The sequence below is a fragment of the Burkholderia oklahomensis C6786 genome (genome assembly GCF_000959365.1).
GTDB lineage: Bacteria > Pseudomonadota > Gammaproteobacteria > Burkholderiales > Burkholderiaceae > Burkholderia > Burkholderia oklahomensis.
The window spans coordinates 1,155,256-1,182,034 of record NZ_CP009555.1; the positions used below are offsets into that span (position 1 = coordinate 1,155,256).

Genomic DNA, 26,779 nt, shown 5'->3' on the forward strand with positions numbered 1-26,779 from the left:
CCTACCCGCTCACATGAAAATGAAGTAGCAAGCAGCACTTAGTACTGCCGCTACGGGGAGGGTCAAAATCCATGACATGAGGATGCTCTTCAGCACGCTGAAGTTTGCCGTCCCGTTGACGACGCCGACGCCCGTAATGGCCCCAACTGAAACATGTGTCGTCGAAACAGGAAGCCCGAGTTTGCTTGCGAAGATCACCAGAACCGCCGTCACCAGGTTTGCGGTCAATGCTTGCCCGTCGTTCATGCGGGAAATCTTCTTGCTCATGGTCTCGGCTACCTTCTTGGCGTTGACGATTCCGCCGAGCGTCATGCCAGCGGCAACCACCACCGCACCCCATCTGATGTCGAGCCACTTGACCACGAGCAACAAGCCCGCAATCTTTGGAGTGTCGTTGAGCCCCCGTGCAAAGCTAAGTGCAATCGCGCTCGCGTAGTGCGCGACATCCACAAGTTTCTGCGTCGAAATACCGAGGACATTTCCGTCGTACTTGTAGACACAACTCTCGACCGAATCGACCACAATTCCGCCAGGCATTTGCATCATTGAACTACCTCCGGAAAGGGGGCCAACCGGTACGAACCTAGCCGGCGCCACACACATGCAGAGGGAACGCCCCACCCCGCTGCGTTCGGCGGCCATATGAGCCACTTTGTAGATCGGAATAGTCAGCGCAACCGCGGCAATCGGGCTGAAGACGAGCGGTAGAAGAAACGAGCTACCCAACACGGACAGGTTCGGCGTGTGGCCCATGGCAACAAATCCGGCGCCCACAAGCCCGCCGGTCAATCCGTGCGTGGTCGATACCGGGAACCCGAGAAACGTTGCAAGTATCACGGTTGCCCCGGCTCCCAAGGCAACGGACAGCAGGAATTTGGCTGACCTCGATATTTCCGGTGGAACCAACCCTTTACCCGAGAAGGCCTGCGCCAACCCACTCGCTAGAACAAGCGAACACAGACTTCCAGCGATTGTCGCAGCGGTAGCGACCGTGATCGCTGTACGGTAACTAGCCACGCCGCTTCCATACAGCGTCGCAACCCCTTTGAAGTTGTCGTTGGCACCATTGGAGTAGGAAAGAAAAGCCGTAGCCAAGAACAAGATTGTCATCGCCGCCATAGTTTCGTTTTCCTTATTAATTAGCACTAGCGATACATCAATATGGCACGAAACTAGCTGCCACCACATCCCGGTACCGGTTGACGCAGCATTGCCCTCCAACTCATGGTCGCCCAGCATCCCGACGAGATGTTTTGGACGACGTGCTGCTCGGCCCTCCCGAACAGGCAACGTCATCCCACGAACAAGTAAATCAAGTTACTTTTCGCGTAACAACACGAAATTAACTACGCATTCCTAATTTAATGACTTACGCAACCCGCCGATTCAGTATCGAAAGGTGCTCAATCCACGACCAGATCCCTGCTACTTCGCCTTCTTCTTTCCGGATCCACAGGATGACTTCCCAGCAATGCGCGTCGGCGACTCTGCACCCTCACAGCAATGCTCCATCAAAAAGCCAACTAGTCCGTGCACCGCGTCGTAGTTTGCTCCGTAGACCACGAAGCGACCTTCCTGACGCACATGCACCAACCCCGCGATCGCCATCTCCTTGAGGTGAAACGAGAGGGCTGACGGACTCTTTTCGAGAAGTTCTGCGATCCGACCCGCAGCCAATCCCTCCGGTCCCGCCCTCACCAAGAGGCGAAAAATGTTGAGCCTTGTTTCCTGTGCAAGCGCTGAAAACGCAAGGATTGCTTCCTGATTTTTCATCGGCGGATGTTACTTCAACGTTTGTAGAAATGCCAACATGAAAAAAATTTTCGACATCTTGATTTTTCTGACGCTTCAACACACACTGAAACGTCGAAATGTTGGCAGGCTCCAGATAGTGGAATGGTACCAACTAGGCATCATTCTCAACCAGCCGTAGGGAAACGCACCATTCGGTTAAAAACGGATGCTCACAGCTTTGTCGAGGCGAGGAACGAAATGGCCCAGGTTCAATCGATGCAACGTACAACCGGCGCGCGCTGGTTCAACGAAGTAACGAAAACACTATCCGTCGTCCCGTTCCCGCTTGCCATGATTCTGGTGACTCTTGTCATAGGTGTCGCCTACGGCATGGACGACTCCAAGCTGATAGCGACGTTCAATAAGGGATTCGGGTACAACATGGGCTACTTCGCCCTGATCCTTGTCTCTTCTTTTTTCCTTGCCGCGGCGATCAGCAAAGGAGAAATTTTCCAAGTCGGCCGGTTAGGCGTGTTGATTTCACCCTTTACCGGCGCCGGCATGGTGTGTCCGGACACATCTTACGCCACCCTTGCACCGATCGCGCCAACGCATCGCAAGGGCATCGCCGTCGGCAGCTATGCCGGTTTCAAACTGATGATCCCAGCCGGCCCTTTGATCATCGGCGTCGGGCTTTCGATCGACGTGAATCGACCGGGTTTTGCCATTCTCGGATTCGCGCTGATGATTCCTGTCGTTCTCGCAGGGCTGCTTTGGCTCAAGATCGCGGACAGAGATAACGGCCCTGAATCTGCAACGCACGCCTCGGCCCCAACAGGAGCGAAAGCAAGCGCTCTCAAGCGACTGTTCCCGCTCTACTGTCTCGCGATTCTGATCATTGTGGGTCTGGCCGCAGACTTTCGCGCATGGCCGACGCTCAAATTCCTGACATCGCCTGCGGGAGCGCTCGCGATCACAGCGGTACTGACGTACTTTCTTGTCGCGCCGCAACTCAGGAAAGAGTGTTTGGAGTCAGCAGTCCGTCGCAGCGCGTCCCTTCTGTTCATCATCGGCTCAGCGAGCGCGCTCGGCACGATGCTGGCTACCGTTCTGCCACTCGCAAAACTCGCGTCAACGTTTGCTACCCACTACTCAAATTTCGCGTTGATATTCGTGTTGTTCGCGATCACCGCGATCTTCAAGGTGATCAATGGCTCGTCGCTGGCTACGTTCGCGGCTGTTCCCCCGATCCTTGCGCACGTGGTAAGCGGAGCGTCGTTGGACCCGACCATTGCGGTGTACGCCATTTGCCTCGGCGCCTTCGTAGCGATCCTTCCGAACGACAGCTACTTCTGGCTAACGCAGCCGCGCTCGAACACGGAAGGCCAGACTCAACCACCGAACTTCACGTTTACTGCTGCCTCGATCGTTCAGGCGCTCGTAGGTCTCGCCTGCTTGTATATCTACGCTTTCGTCATCCAGTAATCATCTTCCCAGCAATCTCATCGAAGGAGTGAGCTTATATGGAAATGGATTCCGTCATTCAGGAAGAGTATTCGAAGGCACTTCATGCCGACTCTTCGATGCTTGCGAACGAGTACCAAGTGCTCTGTACGGCCGAGGCCTACGATCGCACACTTCTTGAGAAGATTCCGAAGGCGATTCTTGATGCCGACTTCGGTTGTGGCAACCCCACTCCGTTCGTCAAGGAAGGGGATGCCGTACTTGATCTCGGCAGCGGTAGTGGAAAGATCTGCTACATCCTGTCTCAGGTGGTCGGACCTGCAGGAAAAGTGTTCGGCGTTGACTTCACGCCGCAAATGGTGGATCTCGCTCGCAGCCAGCAGGAGAGCTTTGCGGATGTCATGGGGTTCGACAACATGCGGTTCAACCGCGCGAGCATCACCGACCTGAAAACGGATCTCGAGAAGGTCGATCGCCTGCTTGCGAAAGCCTCGATCGATAGCCTCGAGAAGCTGATCGCGTTCGAACGCCGAAAAAGTGAAATTTTCAACGCAAACCCGCTGATCCCGGACAACAGCATCGACGTCATTGTCTCAAATTGCGTGATCAATTTGGTAAGCACTACTGATAAGTCTGAAGTGTTCAGAGAAATGTTCCGCGTTCTTCGACCGGGCGGCCGTATCGCAATCTCTGACAACGTTTCCAACATCGAGGTGCCCGAGCACCTCCAGTCCGATCAGCAGCTCTGGGCGGCCTGTTACGCAGGCGTTTTTCAAGAACAGGACTTCTATCGCGCCATCGCAAGTGCTGGCTTCGAAGGTCTCCGCATTGAAGTTCGAAACGAAGATCCGGCAAAAGCCGTCGAGGGTGTCGTTTTCCGGTCAGTCACAGTGACTGCGATCAAACCGCACCTCCCTCTCTCCGGGACCCGGGCAGCATTCCAGCTGATGTATCGCGGCCCATGGGTAGAGGTAATTGACGAACACGGTCTCAAATTCAAGAAGGGCGAAGTCACATTGATCCCGCCCGAGTTTGCAGCCAAGTTCCGTGCCGACGCCTACCAGGCAGACCTGTTCAACCTTGACGAACCGCAGTTTGTCGATGCAAACGCGTGCTGCTCCACACCGGCTCAGCAGGCGGAATCGTGTTGCAGCCCTACGTCCAACGGCACTAGTTCCACCTTCTGCTGCTAAGCCGCTTGACTGAATAGTTCGACACACGACATCAATACAAACGCAATACATACATAACAATTCGTTGTACTACATTCCAGAGATAGGTTTCCATATGGCCAACTATCTAGTTGTCTCCACCTTTGAGGGTGGATATCAGCCCAATACCGCCTTGTCGGCAGCCACCGCACTACGGAACGCAGGATTCGATAGCACGAAACTGCTCGACACCTACGTCGACGGTATCCCCGACGGAGTGTTTGATGATGCGGACGTTATCGCTATTTCCATGCCGTTGTTTGATTCGCTGCAAGCGGGCCTGCAGCTGACCGATCAGATACGAAAGGCCAACCCGACCGCAATCATTGTGTATTTTGGCCAGTACGCGACCCTCAACGCTGAACGCCTTGTTGGTCGCTACGGTGACTATGCTGTTGTGGGGGAATGGGAGCATCCGCTGGTGAACCTGGCTCGTTATGCCAGCGGCTCGGGAGTAGCACTGGAAAAGGCTGGACTGGTTGACCTGGAGGTCGTAGCCAACGGCAGAGTTCCCCACCCCTATCTTGCTCGCAATGCGATCAGTGTTCCCGATCGATCGCTCGCCCCTTCCCTGGTCAAGTACCCGCAACCTCAGGTCGAGAAGCTCCTCGGAAGCGGTATTCACCTCATCGGTGGAGTGGAAGCCACGCGCGGCTGCCATCACAAATGCACCTACTGTTCCGTGTATGCCGCATACGACGGCAAAGTCATTATGGTCACGGACGACATCGTGGTCGAAGACGTCAGGAATCTCGTCAAACAAGGGATGGAACATCTGACGTTCACCGATGCAGAATTCTTCAACGCCAAGAATCACGGCGTTCGGATCATGCGGCGCCTGCACGAAGAATTTCCGCACCTGACCTACGACTTCACGACACGTGTCGATCACATTCTCGAGCATGAAGATGCGATTCGCGAAATGTCCGGTCTCGGGTTGCGATTCATCACATCAGCGCTGGAGTTCCCAACCCAGAAGGTCCTCGACATCGTCGCCAAAGAGATATCCGTCGACGACATCGAAATGGCAATTCGCCGCCTCAAGGCAATCGGCGTCAAGCTGAACCCCACCTTCATCATGTACAACCCGTGGGTGTCGAAGGAGGACATCCTGTCGTTCAAGGCGTTCATCGAACGAAACGACCTCGAAGATGTAGTCGACCCCATCCAGTACGAAACCCGTCTCCATCTGTACAAGGGCTCTCCGCTTCTCAATCGGGCATCGACAGCTGGGCTCAAGTTGACGGAGCGAGAGTTTCACTTCGACTGGTCTCATCCCGATCCAGCAGTGGACGAGATGTACTACGCCAATGTAACGCCTCCGGAACCAGGCGTATTCAAACGATGCTGCCTCAAGTGCTGAACAGCAACGAGATACCCCCTCCCTACGATCGACGCCATGAACACGAATACCTACTTCGCTGAGGTCGCTGCTCAGTGGGATCAAATGCGACGCGACTTCTTTTCTGACGAGGTGCGCCGAGCAGCATTTCGTGCCGCGGAAATCAGTACCGATTCGATACTGAAAACAGCGGCCGACGTTGGTGCCGGCACCGGATTCATGACCGAAGGATTGGTAAAAGCCGGCCTGGAAGTCATTGCGGTAGATCCGGTCCAGGAAATGCTGGACATCCTTGCCCGCAAGCCCTTCTCGGCATATGGCGTCGAGTGTCGCCTCGGCGAAGCGGAGAGCCTCCCAATCGACGACAAGGGAGTCGATTATGTTTTCGCCAACATGTCACTCCATCACGTTGAAAGGCCCGAACGTGCCGTCGCGGAGATGTATCGGGTCCTCAAACCGGGTGGCCGGTTGATCATCACCGACATGGATACCCATTCATTCGAAGATCTCCGAAAGGCGCACAACGACCGCTGGATGGGATTCGATCGGCAGACCGTTGCCGGTTGGTTCGAGTCTGCCGGGTTCGAGTCAAGTCATATTGATAGCGTCGGTTCTTGCTGCGGCGGCGGCGCATCAGCTATGACCATCGACGGATACGGCATCGGCGTTTTTGTTGCCTCCGGTGTGCGGCACTGACCACACGTCCAACATCGCATTCGAGAGAAAGAAAAGTCATGGATAGCGCAGCAGTCAACAAAGAAGAAGCCGTTGCTCTCAACATCCTTGCGCCGGAAAACTTGCGCAACCCGTATCCGATGTTCCAGTATTTGCTGTCCGAGGCGCCGTTGTTCTTTGACGAGAACAGCAAGTTTTACGTCGTCTCGCGCCACGAAGATATCGAACGCTTGATGAAAGATCCCAGGGTATCTGCCGATCGGTACACGACCCTGGCCGCCGATACGCCGGCCGAAGATAGAGACATGAATGACGCCATCGTTCGGTATCTGTCGATGTTCTTGCTGAACCTTGAAGGCGAACGTCATACGCGGCTACGCAATCTCACAAACAAATCTTTCCTGCCCAAACACATGGAGTCGCTGGGGCCGTTCGCACAAGAAGTAACGGACGAACTCCTGGACGCAGTCGAAAAGAAGGGCGAGTTGGAAATCATTTCCGATCTCGCCTTCCCAATGCCGATTCGCTTCATCTGCCGCATACTTGGCCTACCGAACGCGGACGTTCAGTTGATCAAGACACTGTCTGATTACGTATCCGTCTATGTGGGAAGTGCCGGGAAGGCTCCGGGCTGTATTCCGTTGGCACATCGCGGATTTACCGAGCTCGCCGACCTGTTCTACCCGGTTGTGCAGGAGCGACGCAAAAACCCGACCGACGATCTTGTCAGCTCGCTAATCAACGTCCGTATCGGCGACGATGTCTTGAGCGACGAAGAAGTCGTGGCCAATTGCATTCTGTTCCTCGTCTCCGGGTTTGAGACAACAACCAACCTCATCGCGGCGGGGACGCTTGCATTGCTCGAGCATCCTGATCAGCTCAGCCTTCTCAAGAACGACCCGACACTGATCGACGGCGCAATCGAAGAAATGTTGCGCTTCTATCCGCCCGTCAATCGCACGGCTCGCGTTCTGACCGACGACGTCGAGCTTCACGGCGTCACCCTGAAGAAAGGGCAAATCATCATCCTGATGCTGGGAGCTGGTAACCGTGATCCTCGCGTATTCGCTCATCCCGATAGCTTTGATATCTGGCGGCCGAGAACCGGAAAGATCCTCTCATTCGGCTCCGGGCATCATTTCTGTGTGGGCTCCCACCTTGCTCGGCTCGAGGCCAAGATTGCGATTCAGTCGCTCCTCCATCGATTCCCGGCCCTGAAACTCAATCACGAATCGATCTCGTGGCGCGGCGAGTCGCGATTCCGCGGACTCCAGTCGATGACCATTTCACTCTAAGGGAGCAGCATGCCGTACGTGAAAACCAACGACGGAGTAGAGCTTTTCTATACCGACTCTGGAGGATCTGGAGACACGCTAGTGATGCTCCATGGTTGGTCGCAATCGGGAGCGATGTTCAAGCACCAGATGACTGACCTCGGCAAGCGCTATCGCGTGATTACCGTCGACTTCAGAGGACATGGTGAGTCCGAAAAGGTCACCAAGGGATTTCGGATTTCCCGATTTGCCAAGGATCTGCACGATCTCATCCAATCCCTCGACCTCGACAACATCACGTTGTTGGGATGGTCAATGGGGTGTGCTGTCGTGTGGTGCTACTGGGAGCTCTTCGGTGGAGAACGCATCAAGAAGCTGGTCCTTGTCGACCAAGCGCCGTGGCTGCTCCCCTCGTATTCAATTTACGAAGACGAGCCACATACGCTTGACTGCGGCATGTTGGACAAGCTGTATACAGGTCTGTCCGGAGGTGATGCGGAGGAGTTCTCCGCCGGATTCTTCAAGATCATGCATACCTCCCAGTTGCCACCGGAGGATGCCGCATGGCTGTTCTCCGAAAATTTGAAGCTACCCCGTCGTGAAGCTGCACTATTGCTTCTTGACCATATATGCAGCGACTGGCGCGACGTCATCCCAACAATTGATGTGCCAACTCTCGTGATCGGCGGTCGCGCAAGTCTCATCAAGTGGAAGACTCAAGAATGGATTGCGACCAAGATCAGGGGCGCCGAATTGCATATCTTCGAAGAATCGGAAGGTGGCGGGCACCTGATGTTTTGGGAGAATCCTGGCAAATTCAATTCGATCGTTAGCAACTTCATCGGCTGATGGAGCAACGCATGCCCCTTTCTCTGCTCAACAGCACGCAATCCGAAGCGTGTATCTCGACACTCATCAGCCGCTTGCGCGGCGAACCGGGCAACGTAGTGGACGTGCTGCTGGTCGGTACAACGACCACAGGATTGCTAGATGCTCTCGCAAACGAAGCAGAACGACCTGAGGGCCAGCTCAGGCTCTCTGTCTTCGAACCGTTGACCGACACACATCGGACTCGAACGCGGCAGGCAATACGCTATGTCAGTGGTATCGCCGCGTCCGACCTTTAGACTGACCCCGAAGTTGCAAACAGACTTGTCTCGAGCATGACGCTGCTCGACACCACCGCTCTTTCGAAAGTGTTGAACGCGATTGAATCTGCAGCCGATGCTCAGCCGTTGATCGGCGATTCAACTTTCGACGTAGTCGTTATCGATCTCGCACTGAATCAACTCGCGCAAGATCAAGTGGAGAGAGGTCTTGCCGAGGCGTTTCGCGTCCTGAAGCGCGGAGGCAAACTGCTCGCGACCGCCATTCTTGCCGATGCAGATGATGACGTTCCGACGACGATCAACGAAAACGATGCAGTCTCCCATTTTCCAACGGAAGTATTAGCCGGCGCAAAGTTGGAGCGCACTGGATTCTACGGCATTACCTACTTGTTGGTCGGCTATCCAATGAGGTCCGATAGTTACCGTGCCGAGTTGCGTTACGCGGTGCTGGAAGCCTACAAGGGCAAACAGGGTGCTTGTTTGGATCAAGGCCATGCCGTCATCCTCAAAGGCCCTTGGAAAGAGGTTTGGGACGATGACGGCCACAGATACGTGAGGGGTGAGAGAACGGCGGTATGCGAGAAGACGTACAACATCCTTATGCGCGCCCCCTATCGCGACTTCTTTATTGGCTTGCCAGCGCTTGGGGCACCCGCTCTTTCGAACGCCCCTGTTTTCGATTGCTCGACGCCGCGACTGCGTGATCCCAACGTGACGCGGGGCGTGATTTCGGTGAGATCGGAAAGCGCAACCGCATAGCATACGTGTCACGACGCCCCATCAGCCGAAGAAACATCAAATTTACAGCTGTGGCGATCACCTGGCTCTGCCTATCAGAGAGGAGGGAGAATCCGGTCCAGATGGATGGGACCCCGTGGCTTATGGGCGTCACGCTTGAACTCACCCGATATAGGGCGCTACGCCGTCTGCGGAAGGGACCAAATTTCCGGTCCCAGATGGCGTCGTAACGCCACAGGCGGTTGAAAGGCTTACCAGTAAGTCCCGGTTTGAGCACTCGCCAGCAGTCTCGAGATTAGATCTATGCCCTCGGGATTGCGAAGGTAATCTATTGGGCGCTGGCCGCCGAGAGCTGGAACTGGTGAATGAAGCCAGTCGAATAGCCACGACTGCACGTCGAAGCCATCCGGATTCCCGGATACTGGACCGGCCAGAGTTTCATAGACACTCACGAGCCGTTTAGCGCATAGCGCCGCTCAAACTCTACAGGTGAGATATCGCCAACGAAACCATGTCGGCGAATTGGGTTGTAGAACATCTCAATGTAATCGAACACGTCCGTGGTCGCCATCGCCCTGGTCGGATAGATGCGCCGTTTGATTCGTTCCTTTTTCAGCGCACTGAAGAAACTTTCCGCCACGGCGTTGTCGTGGCAGTTGCCGCGGCGACTCATGCTCGGCACCATGTGATGAGCCTTCAGAAACGATTGCCAGTCATCGCTGGTGAACTGGCTGCCTTGATCCGAATGAATCATGACGCCCGGTTCAGGTTTGCGCTTCCAAACGGCAGCCAGCAGCGCCTGCAAAACCAGGTCACTGGTCATGGTGGCGCGTGTGGCCCAACCAACGATTTGCCGGGAATACAGATCCATGACTGCCGCCAGATACAGCCAACCCTCGTAGGTCCGGATATAGGGGTGAGTAGGCCGGGGGAATTTCACCCCCAGCCTCTCGCAGAACCGGACGTGAGCCTCTCGACTCATCCGGCTCCCATCATCCAACCGCGGGAAGACATCCCATTCTCCAATGCACGAAGGCAGTCGGGAATCGACGCGCAAGCCGCCCGAGGGCGTGTCTCGCCCGCGTTTTATGGCGAGCAAGAGTCTTGTACTTGCGCATCATCCAGCGCACCAGGTAGTCATTCATGTGTTTCCAGATCACCGACATTGCCGAGCCATGGAAGCGGCCGTAGTACTGCTGCCATCCCCTCAGAATCGGATTGAACATTGCCGCCAGATCGCCTAATTCGCGGTCGCACATCAGTTGCAGATGCCATCCCCGGATAGTCTGCCGCATCGCCTTGAGGGCGTCACGGCTAACCGCCGGGGCGAAGTTCACGTAGATGTAATGACCCAGCGGAACCTGCTCAGGTTAAGCGGCTAACGCGAATGCCTCAGCCGGCGTTTTCATCTTCAGCGCCTGATGAGGCCGTCGATGGTTGTAAAACTGGATCCAGTCGGCAATGGCGCGGCTGGCATGCTGCAGCGTCTCGAAGCGGTGTCGGTGTACGCATTGCTCTTTGAGCGTGCGGATGACGCGCTCGACCATTCCGTTCTGTTGCGGGCAGTGCGGCGTGATGAACTCCTGCCGCGAGCCTGTCAGATTTTTAGTGTGCTGAGGTCATGAGACGATAACGGAACTAACGTCCTATGACCGATGCAACTGTGACCAAGAAGAGCAAGAATCCGAAGGCACCGAAGCTGTTTCCCGATGAGCTGATCGATCAGTTGCTTGCCCAGGTTCAGGGCAAGGATGCCGAGTCGATCCTGGGCGAATCGGGGCTGGCCGGCCAGCTCAAGAAGCAACTGGCCGAGCGCATGCTCGCGGCCGAGTTGAGCCACCATCTGGAAGCCGAGACCGAGCAAGGCAGGGCCGGTAACCACCGCAACGGCACCAGCCCCAAGGCGGTCCTGACGCCCAACGGCGAACTGAAGCTGGATATTCCGCGCGATCGACAGGCGACGTTCGAGCCGCAGTTGGTCGGCAAGTACCAACGCCGGCTGCCAGGCTTCGACGACCACGTGATCAGCATGTATGCGCGCGGCATGAGCGTTCGCGAGATTCAGGGCCATCTGCTGGAACTGTACGGGTTGCAAGTCTCGCCCGACCTGATTTCGACGGTCACCGACGAGGTGCTGGCCGACGTCGAACAGTGGCAGCAGCGGCCGCTCGAGGCCATGTATCCGATCGTGTACTTTGACGCGCTGCGGCTGAAGATCCGCGACGAAGGCACGGTCAAGAACAAGGCGGTCTATCTGGCGCTGGGCATCCGCGCCGACGGCCGCAAGGAAGTACTGGGTTTGTGGATCGAGCAAACCGAAGGCGCCAAGTTCTGGCTGAAGGTCTTCAACGAGCTGAAGAACCGCGGCTTGCACGACATCCTGATCGCGGTGGTCGATGGGTTGCGCGGCTTCCCCGAAGCGATCGAGGCAGTCTATCCGGCCGCCCAAATCCAGACCTGCATCGTGCATCTGATCCGCAATTCGCTGAATCTGGCGAGCTGGAAGGATCGCAAGCCGCTGGCTGCCGCGATCAAGCCGATCTATCAGGCCGCCACGGCCGAGGCGGCGGCAGCGGCGCTCGACGCCTTTGCGCAAAGCGAGTGGGGGCGCAAATTCCCTACCGTCGCGGCCATGTGGCAGCGCCAATGGGAACAGGTAATCCCCTTCTTCGCCTATCCGCCCGAGGTGCGTCGAATCGTATATACGACAAACGCTATCGAGAGCATGCACATGCAGTTGCGCAAGATCGTCAAGAACCGCGGCCACTTCCCGAGCGACGAAGCCGCCAGCAAACTGCTGTATCTGGCCTTGCGCAACATCGAAAAGGATTGGAAGATGCCGCCTATCACCTGGCGGCAAGCAGTCAATCAGTTCGCCATTCTGTTCGGCGAGCGATTCACCTCCGCCATCAGCTGAGATTTTTAACCGGCCTCAGCACACGAAATTCCTGACACGTCCCCTGCCGCAGACCGTAACTGCGTACCAGAGCCGTGTAGTCGCGGCTTGTGAAGACTAGCCCGTTGTCGCTTCTCAGCAGGAACGGCTTCGGCACACGCCCGAGTGTGCCGAACCGGGCAATCAAAGCATGCTCCAACGCGCTCGAGGCTGTGCTGGCCTTACCGCTACGTGACAGATGCCAGCCTAGCAACTCCCGCGTATGGCAGTCGATCACCAGCGCCAGCGTCGCCCACCCATCACGACCAGCCCAAACGCGGCACATATCGGTCGACCAGCGTTCGTTCGGCGCAGTCGCAACCGACGGCATGGCTTGAACACGCGGCCGAAAGCCAACTGGCCGTTTGCGAACCTGCCAGCCCATCAATCGGAAGATCCGCTGCACCGTGTTCTTGTTGAACCCAAGCAAATGCGCGACCGTCCGATACCCGAACGACGGCGACTCCTCAATCAGCGCCTTGATCGGCTCGGCAAACCGGGCTTGCACCTTCGGTTCGGACTTGACCGGCCGGTAATACATCGTGCGACGCGGCACCTCGAACCAGCGGCACAGCTTTGAAATCGAGACGGCGATGCCTTCGTCTTTGAGTCCCTGGCGGATCGTCTCGATCACTTCTCGTCCTCGCCCAGCAGGGACTGCAATTTTTTTCGCGCACGTAACTCCAGCATCGCTTCGCCGTATGCTTCCTGCAGTTCCTTGATCTGCCGCTCGTACTGCTCTTTCACGTCCTGCGGATTTGCTCGTAGCGCGTTTTCCATGCCGCGCTTGCCATCATCGACCCAGTTCTCAACCTCAGAGGGCGACAAGTCGTAGGCCCGGCTCGCCTCGGCGACCGTCGTCTTGCCCTGAATGATGTCCAGCACCAGCGCGCTCTTGCGCTTCGCCGTCCATCCCTTGATGTCTTCGTCCATCTTCGTGCTCATCGTTTTTCCATCCATTATGACGTGAGCAGGTTTTCACTGGGTCATTACAGTTCCGCCTAGAGCTAAATATGTGTAAACGAAAAAAGACCCGAAGATCCAAGCTAAATCACTGATTTAGCTCGAAAATTCGGGTCTATCCTTACACTAGGCGACAACGTTCCGGCTAGAACGGGATATCGTCGTCCATCTCGTCGAACCCGCCGCCCGCCGGCGCGCTCGGCCGGCTCGCACCGCCGCTGCTGCCGCCGCCACTACGCGCGGCCGCGCCGCCCGCCGCACGGCCGCCACCACCATTGCTGCCGCCGCGCTCGGCATCGCCGCGACCGCCGCCATAACCGCCGCCGTAGCTGCCGTCGTCACCGCCGCCGCCGCCCGCACCGCCACGGCCGCCCAGCATCTGCATCTGGTCGGCGACGATTTCGGTCGAATAACGGTCCTGGCCGTCCTGGCTTTGCCACTTGCGCGTGCGGATCCGGCCTTCGATGTATACCGACGAGCCCTTCTTCAGATACTCGCTGACGATCTCGGCGAGACGACCGAAGAACGCCACGCGGTGCCATTCGGTCATTTCCTTGAATTCGCCGGACGCCTTGTCCTTGTAGCGGTCGGTCGTCGCGAGGCGAATGTTCGCTACCGCGTCGCCGCTCGGCAGATAACGCACTTCGGGATCGGCGCCGAGATTGCCGACGAGAATGACCTTGTTGACGGATGCCATGTGTTTCTCCAATTGATCGATGCCAAACAGCGCGGCAAAACCGTTCACGGCTTCATCGGCCGGCGTGTGCCGGACCGGAGCACGCCGCGCGCTTAGAAAGGCGTTCGCGTGTCAGGCTTTGCGCGGCGGCTGTTTCATGCCGGCCGCGATTATAAGCCACACGGCCACGAGCGCCGAACACGCGAAAAACACCGTATTCGCGCCGCCGCTCTTCAGCAGCAGGCCGCCCAGGCCGCCGCCCAGCGCGAGCCCGATGGACTGCGTCGTGTTGTACACGCCCGTGGCCGCGCCCTTGCGCGATCCGGGCGCAAGCTTCGACACGAGCGACGGCTGCGACGCCTCCAGGATGTTGAAGCCCAGGAAGTAGACGAACAGGATTGCCGCGACAATCAGAATCGTATGTGTTGCAAAGCCCAGCAACAACTGGCCGATTAGGATAGCTGCAATTCCGCCCAACAGCACGGGCTTCATCTTGCCCTGTTTTTCCGCGACGATGATGGCCGGCACCATCATCACGAACGCAAGCCCCATCACCGGCAGATAGACCTTCCAGTGCGACGCGACGGGCAAGCCGCCGTCGACGAGCAGCCGCGGCACGACGAGGAAGAGCGCGGTCTGCGTCGCGTGCAGCGCGAGCACGCCGAAATTCAGGCGCAGCAGCTCGACGTTGTGCAGCACTTCGGCGAACGGCGCCGGCACGTGCACGGGCGGCGGCGCGTCCGGCACGACCCACAGCACGACGCCGATCGCGACGACCGACAGCGCGCCGACGATCGCGAAGAGCCCGCTCATCCCGACCCAGTGGAACACGATCGGCGCGCCGACGATCGCGACCGCGAACGACACGCCGATCGAGCCGCCCACCATCGCCATCGCCTTCGTCCGGTTGTGCTCGGACGTGAGGTCGGCGATGAACGCGAGCACCGCCGACGATACCGCCCCCATTCCCTGGATGACCCGGCCGACGATGATCCACGTGATGTCGTGCGCGAACGCCGCGACGAAGCTGCCGAGCGCGAAGATCAAGAGACCCGCGGCGATCACCGGCTTGCGTCCGAACTTGTCCGACGCCCAGCCGTAAAAAATGTAAAGCAGGGATTGCGTGACGCCGTACGCGCCGAGCGCGATGCCGACGAGCACGACGTTGTCGCCGCCGGGAATCGTCTTCGCGTAGACGGAAAACACCGGCATGATCATGAAGAGGCCGAGCATGCGCAGCGCGAAGATCGCCGCGAGCGACGTGGTCGCGCGCAGCTCGGGTGCGCTCATGCGAGTGGATGTAGCGGACGGATTGGACATCGGGCGTGTGTTCGAGTGAATCGGTAGTCCGCCCGCCGCCGGGCGGCGGAAGATCCGGGCCGGCCGCCTGCCGCCGCGCGCCGCCTCGCTGCGGCTCGGGCGTCGCGAAAGCCCGCCGCCGGTAGGCGCGGGAATTGGTTGGGAGCCTGAAACGACGGACTCGAAAAGTCGTTATAGTAGCAGGTTTGGTTCTCTCATCTTCCGCCGGGTTCATGGAACAAATTCGTATCCGTGGGGCGCGCACCCACAACCTGAAGAACGTCAATCTCGACCTGCCGCGGCACAAATTGATCGTGATCACCGGACTGTCCGGCTCGGGCAAGTCGTCGCTCGCGTTCGACACGCTGTACGCAGAAGGCCAGCGGCGCTACGTCGAAAGCCTGTCGGCGTACGCGCGCCAATTCCTGCAGTTGATGGAGAAGCCGGACGTCGACCTGATCGAGGGCCTGTCGCCCGCGATCTCGATCGAGCAGAAGGCGACGTCGCACAATCCGCGCTCGACGGTCGGCACCGTCACCGAAATCCACGACTACCTGCGACTTCTGTACGCACGGGTCGGCACGCCGTACTGCCCGGATCACGAGATCCCGCTCGAGGCGCAAAGCGTGTCGCAGATGGTCGACGCCGCGCTCGCGCTGCCCGAGGAGACGAAGCTGATGATCCTCGCGCCCGTCGTCGCGAACCGCAAGGGCGAGCACGCCGAGCTGTTCGAGGAGATGCAGGCGCAGGGCTTCGTGCGCTTTCGCGTCCGCTCGGGCGGCGGCACGGCGAACGAAGGCGTCGCGAAGATCTACGAGGTCGATTCGCTGCCGAAGCTCAAGAAGAACGACAAGCACACGATCGACGTCGTCGTCGATCGCCTGAAGGTGCGCCCGGACATGAAGCAGCGCCTCGCCGAATCGTTCGAGACCGCGCTGCGCCTCGCCGACGGCCGCGCGATCGCGCTGGAGATGGATACCGACCACGAACATCTGTTCAGCTCGAAGTTCGCGTGCCCGGTGTGCTCGTACTCGCTGCAGGAGCTCGAGCCGCGCCTCTTCTCGTTCAACAACCCGATGGGCGCGTGCCCGGAATGCGACGGCCTCGGCCAGATCACGTTCTTCGATCCGAAGCGGGTCGTCGCGCATCCGTCGCTGTCGCTCGCGGCGGGCGCGGTCAAGGGCTGGGACCGGCGCAACCAGTTCTACTTCCAGATGCTGCAGAGCCTCTCGGCGTTCTACGATTTCGACATCGACACCGCGTTCGAGGACCTGCCCGAGAAGATCAAGAAGATCCTGCTGTTCGGCTCCGGCAAGCAGACGATCCCGTTCTCGTACATCAACGAGCGCGGCCGCACGACGATCCGCGAGCACGTGTTCGAAGGGATCATCCCGAACCTCGAGCGCCGCTACCGCGAAACCGATTCGGTCGCGGTCCGCGAGGAGCTCGCGAAATATCAGAACAACCAGCCGTGCCCGTCGTGCGACGGCACGCGCCTGCGCCGCGAGGCGCGCTTCGTGCGCGTCGGCCAGGGCGACTACGCGCGCGCGATCTACGAAGTGAGCAGCTGGCCGCTGCGCGACACGCTCGGCTACTTCGACGGCCTCTCGCTCGACGGCGCGAAGCGCGAGATCGCCGACAAGGTGATCAAGGAGATCGTCGCGCGGCTCACGTTCCTGAACAACGTCGGCCTCGATTACCTGTCGCTCGAGCGCAGCGCCGAGACGCTGTCGGGCGGCGAGGCGCAGCGCATCCGGCTCGCGTCGCAGATCGGCTCGGGCCTGACAGGCGTGATGTACGTGCTCGACGAGCCGTCGATCGGCCTGCACCAGCGTGACAACGATCGCCTGATCGCGACGCTCAAGCACCTGCGCGACCTCGGCAACTCGGTGATCGTCGTCGAGCACGACGAGGACATGATCCGCACGGCCGACTACGTCGTCGACATGGGCCCGGGCGCGGGCGAGCACGGCGGCACGGTGGTCGCCGAAGGCACGCCGAAGCAGGTGCAGGCGAACGGCAATTCGCTGACGGGCCAGTATCTCGTCGGCAAGCGGACGATCGAGTTCCCGGACGAACGGATCGGCCCCGATTCGGAGCGGATGCTGCGGATCGCCGACGCGCACGGCAACAACCTGAAGCACGTCGATCTCGACCTGCCTGTCGGCCTGCTCTCGTGCATCACCGGCGTGTCCGGCTCGGGCAAATCGACGCTCATCAACGACACGCTGTACAACGCGGTCGCGCGCCACCTGTACGGCTCGACGACGGAACCCGCGCCGCACGAGTCGATCGAGGGCCTCGAGCACTTCGACAAGGTGATCAACGTCGACCAATCGCCGATCGGCCGCACGCCGCGCTCGAACCCGGCCACCTACACGGGCGTCTTCACGCCGATCCGCGAGCTGTTCTCGGGCGTGCCGACGTCGAAGGAGCGCGGCTACGATCCGGGCCGCTTCTCGTTCAACGTGAAGGGCGGCCGCTGCGAGTCATGCCAGGGCGACGGCGTGCTGAAGGTCGAGATGCACTTCCTGCCGGACGTCTACGTGCCGTGCGACGTCTGCCACGGCAAGCGCTACAACCGCGAGACGCTCGAAGTCCAGTACAAGGGCAAGAACATCAGCGAAGTGCTCGACATGACGGTCGAGCACGCGTACGAGTTCTTCAACGCGGTGCCCGTCGTCGCGCGCAAGCTGAAGACGCTGCTCGACGTGGGCCTCGGCTACATCCGGCTCGGCCAGTCGGCGACGACGCTCTCCGGCGGCGAGGCGCAGCGCGTGAAGCTGTCGCTCGAGCTCTCGAAGCGCGACACGGGCCGCACGCTCTACATCCTCGACGAGCCGACGACCGGCCTGCACTTCCACGACATCGCGCTCCTGCTCGAAGTGATCCACCGGCTGCGCGACCAGGGCAACACGGTCGTGATCATCGAGCACAACCTTGACGTCATCAAGACGGCCGACTGGGTGATCGACCTGGGGCCGGAAGGCGGCGCGGGCGGCGGCCAGATCATCGCGCAGGGCACGCCCGAGCAGATCGCGAAGACGAAGGCGAGCTTCACCGGCAGGTACCTCGCGCCGCTCCTCAAGCGCAGCAAGTAAGCGGGACGCGGCCGTCCGGGCGCACGCCCGGCGGCCGCCCGGTCCGCGCGCGACGCGCGGGCCCCCTGCGCGGCCGATACGTCGCCAAATTCTTCCTTACAACATCCTAATATTTAGGTCGATAATCGTTGCTATACTTCGCGGCGATGCAAGGCTATGCCCGCTTGCGGCCACAAGCGCGCCGAATAGCCTCCGAATACAGGGATAGTCATGGAGAAGCAATCTGAGCCGCCGCGCGAGCCGCAAACGCGGGAACCGCACCTGCGCAGCGTCCGGCTGACGAGCGATTTCAGCCTGCCGAAGCTTTCGGCGATCGAGATCGGCAGCTACCTCCTCGCCCTCGCCGGCCTGTGGCTCGTCCTGCACCTGAAGCTGCTCGGCGGCCTGCTGGCCGGCCTCCTCGTCTATCAGCTCGTCCACATGATCGCGCCCGTGATCGAACGCCACATGTCGAGCCAGCGCGCGCGCTGGGTCGCGGTCGTGCTGCTGTCGGCGGCGATCGTCGGCGGGCTCGCGGGCCTCACGATCGCGGTCATCGAGCATTTCGAGCACACCGTGCCGAACGCGCAGAACCTGCTCGGCCAGGTGATGCAGATCGTCGACCAGGCGCGCACGCGCACGCCCGAGTGGATCTCGAACCTGCTGCCCGTCGACGCCGAGCAGATGCGCGCGAAGGCCGCGGGCCTGATGAACAAGCACATGGATCAACTGCAGCAAGGCGGCAAGAGCGTCGCGCGCGGGTTCGGGCACGTGCTGTTCGGGATGATCATCGGCGCGATGATCGCGATCGGCGTCGATCGCCACAAGCCGCGCCAGCCGCTGTCGACCGCGCTCGTCACGCGGATCTCGCGCTTCTCCGACTCGTTCCGCCGGATCGTCTTCGCGCAGATCAAGATTTCGGCGCTCAACGCGTTCTTCACGGCGATCTACCTGCTCGCCGCGCTGCCGATCTTCCATCAGCGGCTGCCGCTGTCGAAGACGCTCGTGCTCGTCACGTTCATCGCGGGCCTCCTGCCCGTGGTCGGCAATCTGATCTCGAACGCGCTGATCGTCGCGGTGTCGCTGTCGGTCAGCATGGGCACCGCGATCGCGTCGCTCGTGTTCCTCATCGTGATCCACAAGCTCGAATACTTCCTGAACGCGAAGATCATCGGCGGCCAGATCGAATCGCGCGCGTGGGAGCTGCTGCTCGCGATGCTCGTGATGGAAGCCGCGTTCGGCGTGCCCGGCGTGATCGCCGCGCCGATCTTCTATGCGTACGTCAAGCGCGAGCTGATCTATCTGCGGCTCATCTGAGCGCCGCGCGCCGCCGCCCGTCCGCCGGACCTCCCGCCGCATTCCCTGGCAAAAAGAAAGGCCGTGTCCGTCGCCGGACGCGGCCTTCGTTCGATTCGCCGCACCGCCGCCCGCGCGTTACGCGCGGGCCGGGCGGACAACGCGCGCACGGCTTAGCGGAACACCACCGTCTTCGTGCCGTTCAGCACGATCCGGTGCTCGACGTGCCACTTGACCGCGCGCGCGAGCGTCACGCATTCGACGTCGCGGCCGACGGCCGTCAGCTCGTCCGGCGTCATGCTGTGATCGACGCGCTCGACTTCCTGCTCGATGATCGGGCCTTCGTCGAGATCGGTCGTCACGTAGTGCGCGGTCGCGCCGATCAGCTTCACGCCGCGATCGAACGCCTGGTAGTACGGCTTCGCGCCCTTGAAGCTCGGCAGGAACGAGTGGTGGATGTTGATCGCGCGGCCGGCGAGCTGCTCGCACATGTTCGGCGACAGGATCTGCATGTAGCGCGCGAGCACGACGAGATCGGCCGAATGCTCGTCGATCACCTCGAGCACGCGCGCCTCCTGCGCGGCCTTCGCGTCGGCCGACGCGCCCGCGGCGAGCGGGAAATGATGGAACGGGATGTCGTAGCTCGCGGCGAGCTGATAGAAATCCTTGTGGTTCGACACGATCGCCGAGATCTCGATCGGCAGCTGGCCGGTGCGGTAACGGAACAGCAGGTCGTTCAGGCAGTGGCCGATCTTCGACACGAGGATCACGACGCGCGGCTTCACCGACGCGTCGTGCAGCTCCCAGCGCATCGCGAACTGCTCGGCGAGCGGCGCGAACTCGGCGCGCAGGCCGTCGAGCGCGGTCGCGGCATCGCCGCCGCCTGCCTGATCGAAGTGCACGCGCATGAAGAACTCACCGGTGCGGCTGTCTCCGAACTGCGCGGAATCGAGGATGTTGCTGCCGCGGTCGAACAGGACGCCCGAGACCGCGTGAACGATGCCGCGCCGGTCCGGGCACGACAGTTTCAGGATAAAGCTGTGATCGGCCGACATGACCGCTACTCCCTTCTCTAATCTTCTGAACAATGGATGCGTTTCGCGCTCAGCGAAGCGGCGGCGGCGCGAACAGCGCGTCGAGCCCGCGCGCGTCGTCGGGCGAGATCGCGCGGTGGCGCAGCAGGCTGTCGAGCATCGCGAGGCTCGCGTCGACGGTGGCTTCGCCCGCGCGCAGCCACGCGAGAACCTCGTCGACGCCGGCGAGCAGGTGCTCGGCGACTTCGCCGTCCTGATTGTGAGGCGCGAAATCGTTCGGCAGCGGCAGATCGTAGATGAAGATCTGCTCGGCCTGCGTGCCTTCCGGCAGCGAGCACAGCACGTGCGCGACGCGGCCGGGAATCGCGCGCGCGGCGAGGTCGGCCGGAATGCCCGCTTCTTCCCAGCATTCCTTCGCGATCGTGTCCTCGATCCCGAGTCCCCAGCCGATGCCGCCCGCGACGACGTTGTCGAGCATGCCCGGATCGGTCGCCTTCGTCGCGCTGCGGCGGCCGAGCCACATCCGAAGCGGCGCCGAAGGCGCATATTCTACGATGCCGTTCAGATGCACCGCGTACGTCATCGTACCGAAGAAGCGCGACGCCGCCCGCTCGATGTACGCGAGCGGCGGATCGTCGAAGCGGTTGCGGATCGCATAGATCTCGTCGCGCCAGCCGGGAATCGCGCCTTCCGCCGCGAGCGCGCCGATCGGGCTCGCGAGCGCCATGCTGCGCGCATCGACGCTGTCGTAGCGCGCGGCAAGCTCGACGCGCCCCGCCGGAAACTCGAACACGTCGGGCCAGCGCGCGAGGCGCGCGACGTCGTCGCGGCGCAGCCAGCCGACCTGCCGGCCGGCGATCTGGAACGGCACGTGCGCGGCCGCGTCGAAGCGGCGCGCGGCGGCGATGCACGGAAACGTCATCGCGATCTCCGTCAGTCCTTCAGCGCGACGCGCAGGCCGAGCGCGACGAACGTCGCGCCTGCGAGCCGGTCGAGCCACACGCCGACGCGCGGCCGGCGCTTGAGCCATACGCCGATCACGCCCGCGCCGACGCCGAACATCGAGAACACGACGGCCGTCTGCGCCATGAAGAGCGCGCCCAGCTCGAGCATCTGCAGCGCGACGGGCTGCGCGCCGTGCGGATCGACGAACTGCGGCAGGAACACGATGAAGAAGAGCGTCACCTTCGGATTCAGCAGGTTGCCGATCACGCTCTGGCGGAAGATCGTCGACAGCGGCTGCGGCGGGCGCTCGTGCGCGGTCGCGAGGCCCTTGCTGCGCAGCGCCTTGATGCCGATCCAGATCAGGTACGCGCCGCCCGCGAGCTTGAGCAGATGGAACGCGACGGGCGACGAGCGCAGCAGCGCGGCGACGCCGAACGCGGCGAGCGTCGTGTGGAACAGCACGCCCGACGCAAAGCCGAGCGCCGCGACGATGCCGGCCGCGCGGCCTTGCGAGATGCCGCGCGCGAGCACTTGCAGGTTGTCGGGGCCGGGCGCGACGGTGATCGCGATCGACGTGGCGAGGAACAGCATGAAATTGGGCATCGCGGGCTCGCTTGAATCCGTGGACGAGTGGACTGACGCTGAATGAAACCTGAACCGGGGACGGACGACGCGCGGCGGCGCGCCGCGCTCAGTGTCCGGGAAATTCGGTGACCGTATAAAGCGGCAGGCCCGCCTCGCGCAGCAGCGCCGAGCCGCCGAGATCCGGCAGGTCGACGATCGCCGCGCCTTCGACGACGACCGCGCCGAGCCGCTCGAGCAGGTTCTTGCCCGCCATCATCGTGCCGCCCGTCGCGATCAGGTCGTCGACGATGACGACGCGCTCGCCCGGCCGGCAGGCGTCCTCGTGGATCTCGACGGTCGCGGTGCCGTACTCGAGCGCGTACGACTCGCGCTGCGTCTTGTACGGCAGCTTGCCGACCTTGCGGATCGGCACGAAGCCGACGGACAGCTCGTACGCGACGATCGGCGCGATGATGAAGCCGCGCGCGTCGAGGCCGGCGATGCAATCGAGCTTCGCGTCGACATAGCGCTCGACGAACAGATCGACGAGCACGCGCAACGCCTTCGCGCTCTGCAGGAGCGGCGTGATGTCGCGGAACATCACGCCCGGCTGCGGCCAGTTCGGCACCGTGCGGATGCGGCTGTGAATGAACTCGACGGGATCGAGCTGCGCGTCCGACGACGTGGACATCATGAAAATCTCCGAAAAAAACGGCGCCGGAAGGAATCTCGCGCCGTTCGTCGATCGCTCGACAACCCAAAATCAGCGGCCGCGCGGCATCACGCCGCCGCGGTCGATCCGCCGTCGCGCCGGTGCCGCGACAGCCGCTCCTCGGCCTCCGCGAGCGCTTCCGGCAGCCCGCGCAGCACGACGATGTCGCTCGCGCGCAGCTTCGTCTCGGGGTCGGGCTCGACGCCGCGAATGCCGTGGCGGCGGATCGCCGTCACCTCGAGGCCGAGCGCGAAAAGACCCAGCTCGGCGAGCGAGCGGCCGACCGCGTCCGCACGCGCGTCGACGGGCACCGATTGTAGCCGCACCTGCTCGTGATCGTCGTCGTCCGTGTCGTCGGCGCCGCGGAAATAGCCGCGCAGCAGGCTGTAGCGCGCGTCGCGCATCTCCTCGACGCGCCGCACGACGCGCCGCATCGGCACGCCCATCAGCACGAGCGTGTGCGACGCGAGCATCAGGCTCCCTTCGACGATCTCCGGAATCACCTCGGTCGCGCCCGCGGCGAGCAGCTTCTCGAGGTCGGCGTCGTCGACCGTGCGCACGATCGCGGGCAGCGTCGGCTCGAGCTCGTGCACGTTGTGCAGCACGCGCAGCGCGGACGGCGTGTTCGCATACGTGACCGCGACGGCCGCCGCGCGGTGGATGCCCGCCGCGAGCAGCGACTCGCGGCGCGCGGCGTCGCCGAACACGACCGATTCGCCCGCCGCCGCGGCCGCGCTCACGCGGTCCGGATCGAGGTCGAGCGCGACGTACGCGATCCCTTCCTGCTCGAGCATCCGCGCGAGGTTCTGCCCGGCGCGGCCGTAGCCGCAGATGATCACGTGGCCCTTCTGCTTGATGCTCTGCGTCGCGATCCGCGTCATCTGCAGCGACTGCTGCATCCATTCGGCCGACGACAGCCGCATCGCGATCCGGTCGGCGTTCTGGATCAGGAACGGCGCGGCGAGCATCGACAGCAGCATCGACGCGAGGATCGACTGCAGGAGCGTCGCGTCGACGAGATGCCGGTCGAGGATCAGGTTCAGCAGCACGAAGCCGAATTCGCCCGCCTGCGCGAGCCCGAGGCCCGTGCGCATCGCGACGCCGGGCGTCGCGCCGAACGCGCGCGCGAGCCCCGTGATCATCACGCTCTTGAGCAGCACCTGTCCGGCGAAGAAGCCGAACACGAGGAACGGATGCCGCCAGATCACGCTCGGATCGAGCAGCATCCCGGTCGTCACGAAAAAGAGGCCGAGCAGCACGTCGCGGAACGGCTTGATGTCCTCCTCGACCTGATGCCGGTACGGCGTCTCGGAGATCAGCATCCCGGCGATGAACGCGCCGAGCGCGAGCGACAGTCCGAATTTATCGGTGATGAACGCGGCGCCGAGCGTGACGAGCAGCAGGTTCAGCACGAACAGCTCCTGCGAGCGCCGCCGCGCGACGACGTTCAGCCACCGCGTCATGAAACGCTGGCCGACGATCAGGAGCAGCGCGAGCGCGACGACGATCTTCACCGCCGCGAGCCCGAGCGACATCACGAGATCCTTCGACGACTCGCCGCCGAACGCGGCGATCACGATGAGGAGCGGCACGACGGCGAGATCCTGGAACAGCAGCACGCCGAAGATGTTGCGGCCGTGCTCGGTCTCGATCTCGAGCCGCTCGGCGAGCATCTTCGAGACGATCGCCGTCGACGACATCGCGAGCGCGCCGCCCAGCGCGACGCTGCCTTCCCACGTGACGTGCATCCAGCGCTCGAAGACCGCGCCCAGCACGAGCGCGATCGCGATCGTGCCGAGCACCTGCGCGAGCCCGAGCCCGAACACGAGCCGGCGCATCGCGCGCAGCTTCGACAGCGAGAACTCGAGGCCGATCGAGAACATCAGGAACACGACGCCGAACTCGGCGAGATGCTCGGCGCGTTCGAGGTCGGCCGCGAAGCCCAGCGCGTGCGGGCCGACGACGATGCCGACCGTCAGATAGCCGAGCATCGGCGGCAGGTTCAGCGACCGGAACACGACGACGCCCGCCACCGAGGCAAGCAGCAGCAGAAGCGTCATTTCGAGCGGGGAAATCACGGGCGAAGCGTCCTCGTTCGTCGTCGGCGCCGCATGACGGACGCCGGGTTGGGCCGGGGGAATACTCGGGAAAGTGGGCGCAAGGGGCCCGGCGCGGCGAACAAACGCCTTTGCTATACTCCGCGCATGATAGCGAAAATCAATGATGACCGGGCGCTCGCGCTCGCCCGCGACGTGCTCGACATCGAGGCGAACGCCGTGCGCGCGCTCGCCGACCAGCTCGACGGCGAGTTCGTCGCCGCGGTCGGGCTGCTTCTGAATTGCAGGGGCCGCGTCGTCGTATCCGGGATCGGCAAATCGGGGCACATCGCCCGCAAGATCGCCGCGACGCTCGCCAGCACCGGCACTCCCGCGTTCTTCGTCCACCCCGCCGAGGCAAGCCACGGCGATCTCGGCATGGTCACGAAAGACGACGTGTTCGTCGCGATCTCGCACTCCGGCGAATCGGAGGAGCTCGTCGCGATCCTGCCGCTCATCAAGCGGCTCGGCGCGAAGCTGATCGCGATGACGGGCCGCCCGGCATCGAGCCTCGCGACGCTGTCCGACGTCCATCTGAACGCGGGCGTCGCGAAGGAAGCATGCCCGCTGAACCTCGCGCCGACCGCGAGCACGACGGCCGCGCTCGCGCTCGGCGACGCGCTCGCCGTCGCGGTGCTCGACGCGCGCGGCTTCGGCTCGGAGGATTTCGCGCGCTCGCACCCGGGCGGCGCGCTCGGCCGGCGCCTTCTCACGTACGTGCGCGACGTGATGCGCACGGGCGGCGAAGTGCCCACCGTCACGCTCGACTCGACGCTGTCCGACGCCCTCTTCCAGATCACCGCGAAGCGCATGGGGATGACGGCCGTCGTCGACGAGGCGGGCCGCGTCGCCGGCATCTTCACCGACGGCGACCTGCGCCGCGTGCTCGAGCGCGACGGCGATTTCCGCCGCCTGCCGATCGTCGACGTGATGACGCGCAACCCGCGCACGATCGCGCCGGACCATCTCGCCGTCGAAGCAGTGGAACTGATGGAGCGCCACCGGATCAACCAGATGCTCGTCGTCGACGAGCAAGGCGCGCTGATCGGCGCGCTCAACATGCACGATCTGTTCTCGAAGAAGGTGATTTGATGTCCGCGCCCCCTGTCACGGCGGCCGAACGCGCGAGCCGCGTGAAGCTGATGATTTTCGACGTCGACGGCGTGCTGACCGACGGCGGCCTCCATTTCACCGCGGCGGGCGACACGATGAAGTCGTTCAACACGCTCGACGGCCACGGCGTGAAGCTCCTCGGCGAAGCGGGAATCGCGACCGCGATCATCACCGGCCGCCGCTCGGACGCGGTCGCCGCGCGCGCGAAGGAAATGCGGATCGCGCATTTGCATCAGGGCGTCGAGAACAAGCTGGCCGTATTCGGCGAACTGCTGCGCACGCTCGGCCTCGATGCCGGCCAGTGCGGCTACATGGGCGACGACTGGCCCGATCTCGCGGTGATGCTGCGCTGTGGCTTCGCGGCCGCGCCGGCGAACGCGCATCCGGACGTGATCGCGCGCGCGCACTGGGTCGCCGAGGCCCGCGGCGGTCACGGCGCGGTGCGCGAGGTATGCGACGCGGTGCTGCGCGCGCAGCACCGCTACGACGCGCTGCTTGCAGCCGCCTGCGGAGCCTGAC

Annotated in this window: 27 protein-coding genes and 1 pseudogene; 13 read left to right on the top strand and 15 right to left on the bottom strand. The window is 61.9% G+C overall.

The window, feature by feature from the left end:
- Positions 1–9 precede the first annotated feature (9 nt).
- Together BG90_RS05080 and BG90_RS31930 are read right to left on the bottom strand one after the other, a co-directional pair.
- Complete coding sequence (locus BG90_RS05080) at positions 10–1,296, bottom strand: inorganic phosphate transporter (RefSeq protein ID WP_198140436.1); 1,287 nt, start codon at positions 1,294–1,296, stop codon at positions 10–12.
- A gap of 129 nt (positions 1,297–1,425) precedes the next feature.
- Positions 1,426–1,773, bottom strand: coding sequence for an ArsR/SmtB family transcription factor (locus tag BG90_RS31930; protein WP_010121990.1), 348 nt, complete (start codon positions 1,771–1,773; stop codon positions 1,426–1,428).
- 219 nt (positions 1,774–1,992) lie between these two features.
- On the opposite strand from BG90_RS31930, the gene arsQ reads away from it, so the two are divergent.
- The 8 genes from arsQ (at position 1,993) to BG90_RS31935 (ending at position 9,568) form a co-directional block, all read left to right on the top strand.
- Positions 1,993–3,219 carry an arsinothricin export permease ArsQ gene (arsQ, locus tag BG90_RS05085; RefSeq protein ID WP_010121992.1) on the top strand — a complete coding sequence of 409 codons (1,227 nt, stop codon included), beginning with the start codon at positions 1,993–1,995 and terminating at the stop codon, positions 3,217–3,219.
- A gap of 38 nt (positions 3,220–3,257) precedes the next feature.
- Complete coding sequence (arsM, locus tag BG90_RS05090) at positions 3,258–4,391, top strand: arsinothricin biosynthesis methyltransferase ArsM (protein WP_010121994.1); 1,134 nt, start codon at positions 3,258–3,260, stop codon at positions 4,389–4,391.
- A gap of 94 nt (positions 4,392–4,485) precedes the next feature.
- Positions 4,486–5,772, top strand: coding sequence for an arsinothricin biosynthesis radical SAM protein ArsL (arsL, locus tag BG90_RS05095; protein ID WP_038802160.1), 1,287 nt, complete (start codon positions 4,486–4,488; stop codon positions 5,770–5,772).
- A 36-nt stretch (positions 5,773–5,808) separates the two neighbouring features.
- Positions 5,809–6,447 (top strand): class I SAM-dependent methyltransferase, encoded by a 639-nt coding sequence (locus BG90_RS05100; RefSeq protein ID WP_010122000.1) that lies wholly within the window; start codon positions 5,809–5,811, stop codon positions 6,445–6,447.
- Between the two features lie 38 nt (positions 6,448–6,485).
- Positions 6,486–7,721: a cytochrome P450 gene (locus BG90_RS05105; RefSeq protein ID WP_010122001.1), complete on the top strand. Its 1,236-nt coding sequence runs from the start codon at positions 6,486–6,488 to the stop codon at positions 7,719–7,721.
- Between the two features lie 18 nt (positions 7,722–7,739).
- A complete protein-coding gene (locus tag BG90_RS05110) occupies positions 7,740–8,549 on the top strand; it encodes an alpha/beta fold hydrolase (protein ID WP_158335886.1) in 810 nt (269 codons plus the stop codon).
- 11 nt (positions 8,550–8,560) lie between these two features.
- A complete protein-coding gene (locus BG90_RS05115) occupies positions 8,561–8,827 on the top strand; it encodes a hypothetical protein (protein ID WP_124072306.1) in 267 nt (88 codons plus the stop codon).
- Between the two features lie 36 nt (positions 8,828–8,863).
- Positions 8,864–9,568 (top strand): class I SAM-dependent methyltransferase, encoded by a 705-nt coding sequence (locus tag BG90_RS31935; protein ID WP_010122003.1) that lies wholly within the window; start codon positions 8,864–8,866, stop codon positions 9,566–9,568.
- Positions 9,569–9,798: 230 nt separating this feature from the next.
- Here the strand turns inward: BG90_RS31935 and BG90_RS37720 are convergent, their stop codons facing one another.
- The 4 genes and pseudogenes from BG90_RS37720 to BG90_RS05135 all read right to left on the bottom strand — a co-directional run bounded on the left by BG90_RS37720 (position 9,799) and on the right by BG90_RS05135 (position 11,094).
- Positions 9,799–9,999 carry an antitoxin Xre/MbcA/ParS toxin-binding domain-containing protein gene (locus BG90_RS37720; protein ID WP_081470026.1) on the bottom strand — a complete coding sequence of 67 codons (201 nt, stop codon included), beginning with the start codon at positions 9,997–9,999 and terminating at the stop codon, positions 9,799–9,801.
- Positions 9,996–10,460 (bottom strand): annotated as a pseudogene (locus BG90_RS05125) (IS3 family transposase); the annotation flags it as partial. The gene BG90_RS37720 and the pseudogene BG90_RS05125, both read right to left, overlap by 4 nt.
- 79 nt (positions 10,461–10,539) lie before the next feature.
- A complete protein-coding gene (locus tag BG90_RS05130; RefSeq protein WP_038802161.1) occupies positions 10,540–10,884 on the bottom strand; it encodes a group II intron maturase-specific domain-containing protein in 345 nt (114 codons plus the stop codon).
- Between the two features lie 33 nt (positions 10,885–10,917).
- On the bottom strand, positions 10,918–11,094 hold the full coding sequence (locus BG90_RS05135; protein WP_014696846.1) for an integrase core domain-containing protein: 177 nt from the start codon (positions 11,092–11,094) through the stop codon (positions 10,918–10,920).
- 101 nt (positions 11,095–11,195) lie between these two features.
- On the opposite strand from BG90_RS05135, the gene BG90_RS05140 reads away from it, so the two are divergent.
- A complete protein-coding gene (locus BG90_RS05140) occupies positions 11,196–12,464 on the top strand; it encodes an IS256 family transposase (protein ID WP_045568070.1) in 1,269 nt (422 codons plus the stop codon).
- Here the strand turns inward: BG90_RS05140 and BG90_RS05145 are convergent.
- The 4 genes from BG90_RS05145 to BG90_RS05160 form a co-directional block, all read right to left on the bottom strand.
- Entirely contained in the window at positions 12,457–13,116 is a 660-nt protein-coding gene (locus tag BG90_RS05145; protein ID WP_115633512.1) for a DDE-type integrase/transposase/recombinase, read from the bottom strand. The genes BG90_RS05140 and BG90_RS05145 overlap by 8 nt on opposite strands.
- Positions 13,113–13,427, bottom strand: a complete 315-nt coding sequence (locus BG90_RS05150) for a DUF1153 domain-containing protein (RefSeq protein ID WP_045568071.1) — start codon at positions 13,425–13,427, stop codon at positions 13,113–13,115. Before BG90_RS05150 ends, BG90_RS05145 begins: the two co-directional genes overlap by 4 nt.
- 163 nt (positions 13,428–13,590) lie before the next feature.
- Positions 13,591–14,142, bottom strand: a complete 552-nt coding sequence (locus tag BG90_RS05155; RefSeq protein WP_045568072.1) for a single-stranded DNA-binding protein — start codon at positions 14,140–14,142, stop codon at positions 13,591–13,593.
- Between the two features lie 111 nt (positions 14,143–14,253).
- Positions 14,254–15,441 (bottom strand): MFS transporter, encoded by a 1,188-nt coding sequence (locus tag BG90_RS05160; protein ID WP_038800378.1) that lies wholly within the window; start codon positions 15,439–15,441, stop codon positions 14,254–14,256.
- Positions 15,442–15,653: 212 nt separating this feature from the next.
- Here BG90_RS05160 and uvrA point away from each other — a divergent pair, with 212 nt between their 5' ends.
- Complete coding sequence (uvrA, locus tag BG90_RS05165; RefSeq protein WP_010113880.1) at positions 15,654–18,521, top strand: excinuclease ABC subunit UvrA; 2,868 nt, start codon at positions 15,654–15,656, stop codon at positions 18,519–18,521.
- A 210-nt stretch (positions 18,522–18,731) separates the two neighbouring features.
- Positions 18,732–19,817, top strand: a complete 1,086-nt coding sequence (locus BG90_RS05170; protein ID WP_010101620.1) for an AI-2E family transporter — start codon at positions 18,732–18,734, stop codon at positions 19,815–19,817.
- Between the two features lie 152 nt (positions 19,818–19,969).
- On the opposite strand, the gene purU is transcribed toward BG90_RS05170, so the two are convergent.
- The 5 genes from purU to BG90_RS05195 form a co-directional block, all read right to left on the bottom strand.
- Entirely contained in the window at positions 19,970–20,851 is an 882-nt protein-coding gene (gene purU / locus BG90_RS05175; protein WP_010101618.1) for a formyltetrahydrofolate deformylase, read from the bottom strand.
- Positions 20,852–20,900: 49 nt separating this feature from the next.
- Positions 20,901–21,752 carry an NUDIX hydrolase gene (locus tag BG90_RS05180; protein WP_010101617.1) on the bottom strand — a complete coding sequence of 284 codons (852 nt, stop codon included), beginning with the start codon at positions 21,750–21,752 and terminating at the stop codon, positions 20,901–20,903.
- 11 nt (positions 21,753–21,763) lie between these two features.
- Positions 21,764–22,378, bottom strand: a complete 615-nt coding sequence (locus BG90_RS05185) for a LysE family translocator (RefSeq protein WP_025989647.1) — start codon at positions 22,376–22,378, stop codon at positions 21,764–21,766.
- An 88-nt stretch (positions 22,379–22,466) separates the two neighbouring features.
- Positions 22,467–23,033, bottom strand: coding sequence for an adenine phosphoribosyltransferase (locus tag BG90_RS05190; RefSeq protein ID WP_010101615.1), 567 nt, complete (start codon positions 23,031–23,033; stop codon positions 22,467–22,469).
- Positions 23,034–23,119: 86 nt separating this feature from the next.
- Positions 23,120–25,129 (bottom strand): monovalent cation:proton antiporter family protein, encoded by a 2,010-nt coding sequence (locus tag BG90_RS05195; protein ID WP_010101614.1) that lies wholly within the window; start codon positions 25,127–25,129, stop codon positions 23,120–23,122.
- A 126-nt stretch (positions 25,130–25,255) separates the two neighbouring features.
- Here BG90_RS05195 and kdsD point away from each other — a divergent pair, with 126 nt between their 5' ends.
- On the top strand, positions 25,256–26,239 hold the full coding sequence (gene kdsD, locus BG90_RS05200) for an arabinose 5-phosphate isomerase KdsD (protein ID WP_010113875.1): 984 nt from the start codon (positions 25,256–25,258) through the stop codon (positions 26,237–26,239).
- Positions 26,239–26,778: a KdsC family phosphatase gene (locus tag BG90_RS05205; RefSeq protein ID WP_010113872.1), complete on the top strand. Its 540-nt coding sequence runs from the start codon at positions 26,239–26,241 to the stop codon at positions 26,776–26,778. The genes kdsD and BG90_RS05205 overlap by 1 nt, the downstream gene beginning before the upstream one ends.
- Position 26,779 lies beyond the last annotated feature (1 nt).

What these genes read in the sequence shown, in the direction of transcription:
- BG90_RS05205 (WP_010113872.1), top strand. Translation starts at nt 26,239, where the DNA reads ATGTCCGCGCCCCCTGTCACGGCGGCCGAACGCGCGAGCCGCGTGAAG.
- BG90_RS05100 (WP_010122000.1), top strand. Translation starts at nt 5,809, where the DNA reads ATGAACACGAATACCTACTTCGCTGAGGTCGCTGCTCAGTGGGATCAA.
- BG90_RS31935 (WP_010122003.1), top strand. Translation starts at nt 8,864, where the DNA reads ATGACGCTGCTCGACACCACCGCTCTTTCGAAAGTGTTGAACGCGATT.
- arsQ (WP_010121992.1), top strand. Translation starts at nt 1,993, where the DNA reads ATGGCCCAGGTTCAATCGATGCAACGTACAACCGGCGCGCGCTGGTTC.
- BG90_RS05185 (WP_025989647.1), bottom strand. Translation starts at nt 22,378, where the DNA reads ATGCCCAATTTCATGCTGTTCCTCGCCACGTCGATCGCGATCACCGTC.
- BG90_RS31930 (WP_010121990.1), bottom strand. Translation starts at nt 1,773, where the DNA reads ATGAAAAATCAGGAAGCAATCCTTGCGTTTTCAGCGCTTGCACAGGAA.
- BG90_RS05155 (WP_045568072.1), bottom strand. Translation starts at nt 14,142, where the DNA reads ATGGCATCCGTCAACAAGGTCATTCTCGTCGGCAATCTCGGCGCCGAT.
- arsL (WP_038802160.1), top strand. Translation starts at nt 4,486, where the DNA reads ATGGCCAACTATCTAGTTGTCTCCACCTTTGAGGGTGGATATCAGCCC.
- BG90_RS05140 (WP_045568070.1), top strand. Translation starts at nt 11,196, where the DNA reads ATGACCGATGCAACTGTGACCAAGAAGAGCAAGAATCCGAAGGCACCG.
- purU (WP_010101618.1), bottom strand. Translation starts at nt 20,851, where the DNA reads ATGTCGGCCGATCACAGCTTTATCCTGAAACTGTCGTGCCCGGACCGG.
- arsM (WP_010121994.1), top strand. Translation starts at nt 3,258, where the DNA reads ATGGAAATGGATTCCGTCATTCAGGAAGAGTATTCGAAGGCACTTCAT.
- BG90_RS05080 (WP_198140436.1), bottom strand. Translation starts at nt 1,296, where the DNA reads ATGACGTTGCCTGTTCGGGAGGGCCGAGCAGCACGTCGTCCAAAACAT.
- BG90_RS05150 (WP_045568071.1), bottom strand. Translation starts at nt 13,427, where the DNA reads ATGAGCACGAAGATGGACGAAGACATCAAGGGATGGACGGCGAAGCGC.
- BG90_RS05190 (WP_010101615.1), bottom strand. Translation starts at nt 23,033, where the DNA reads ATGATGTCCACGTCGTCGGACGCGCAGCTCGATCCCGTCGAGTTCATT.
- BG90_RS05135 (WP_014696846.1), bottom strand. Translation starts at nt 11,094, where the DNA reads ATGGTCGAGCGCGTCATCCGCACGCTCAAAGAGCAATGCGTACACCGA.
- BG90_RS05180 (WP_010101617.1), bottom strand. Translation starts at nt 21,752, where the DNA reads ATGACGTTTCCGTGCATCGCCGCCGCGCGCCGCTTCGACGCGGCCGCG.
- BG90_RS05170 (WP_010101620.1), top strand. Translation starts at nt 18,732, where the DNA reads ATGGAGAAGCAATCTGAGCCGCCGCGCGAGCCGCAAACGCGGGAACCG.
- BG90_RS05160 (WP_038800378.1), bottom strand. Translation starts at nt 15,441, where the DNA reads ATGTCCAATCCGTCCGCTACATCCACTCGCATGAGCGCACCCGAGCTG.
- BG90_RS05115 (WP_124072306.1), top strand. Translation starts at nt 8,561, where the DNA reads ATGCCCCTTTCTCTGCTCAACAGCACGCAATCCGAAGCGTGTATCTCG.
- BG90_RS05105 (WP_010122001.1), top strand. Translation starts at nt 6,486, where the DNA reads ATGGATAGCGCAGCAGTCAACAAAGAAGAAGCCGTTGCTCTCAACATC.
- uvrA (WP_010113880.1), top strand. Translation starts at nt 15,654, where the DNA reads ATGGAACAAATTCGTATCCGTGGGGCGCGCACCCACAACCTGAAGAAC.
- kdsD (WP_010113875.1), top strand. Translation starts at nt 25,256, where the DNA reads ATGATAGCGAAAATCAATGATGACCGGGCGCTCGCGCTCGCCCGCGAC.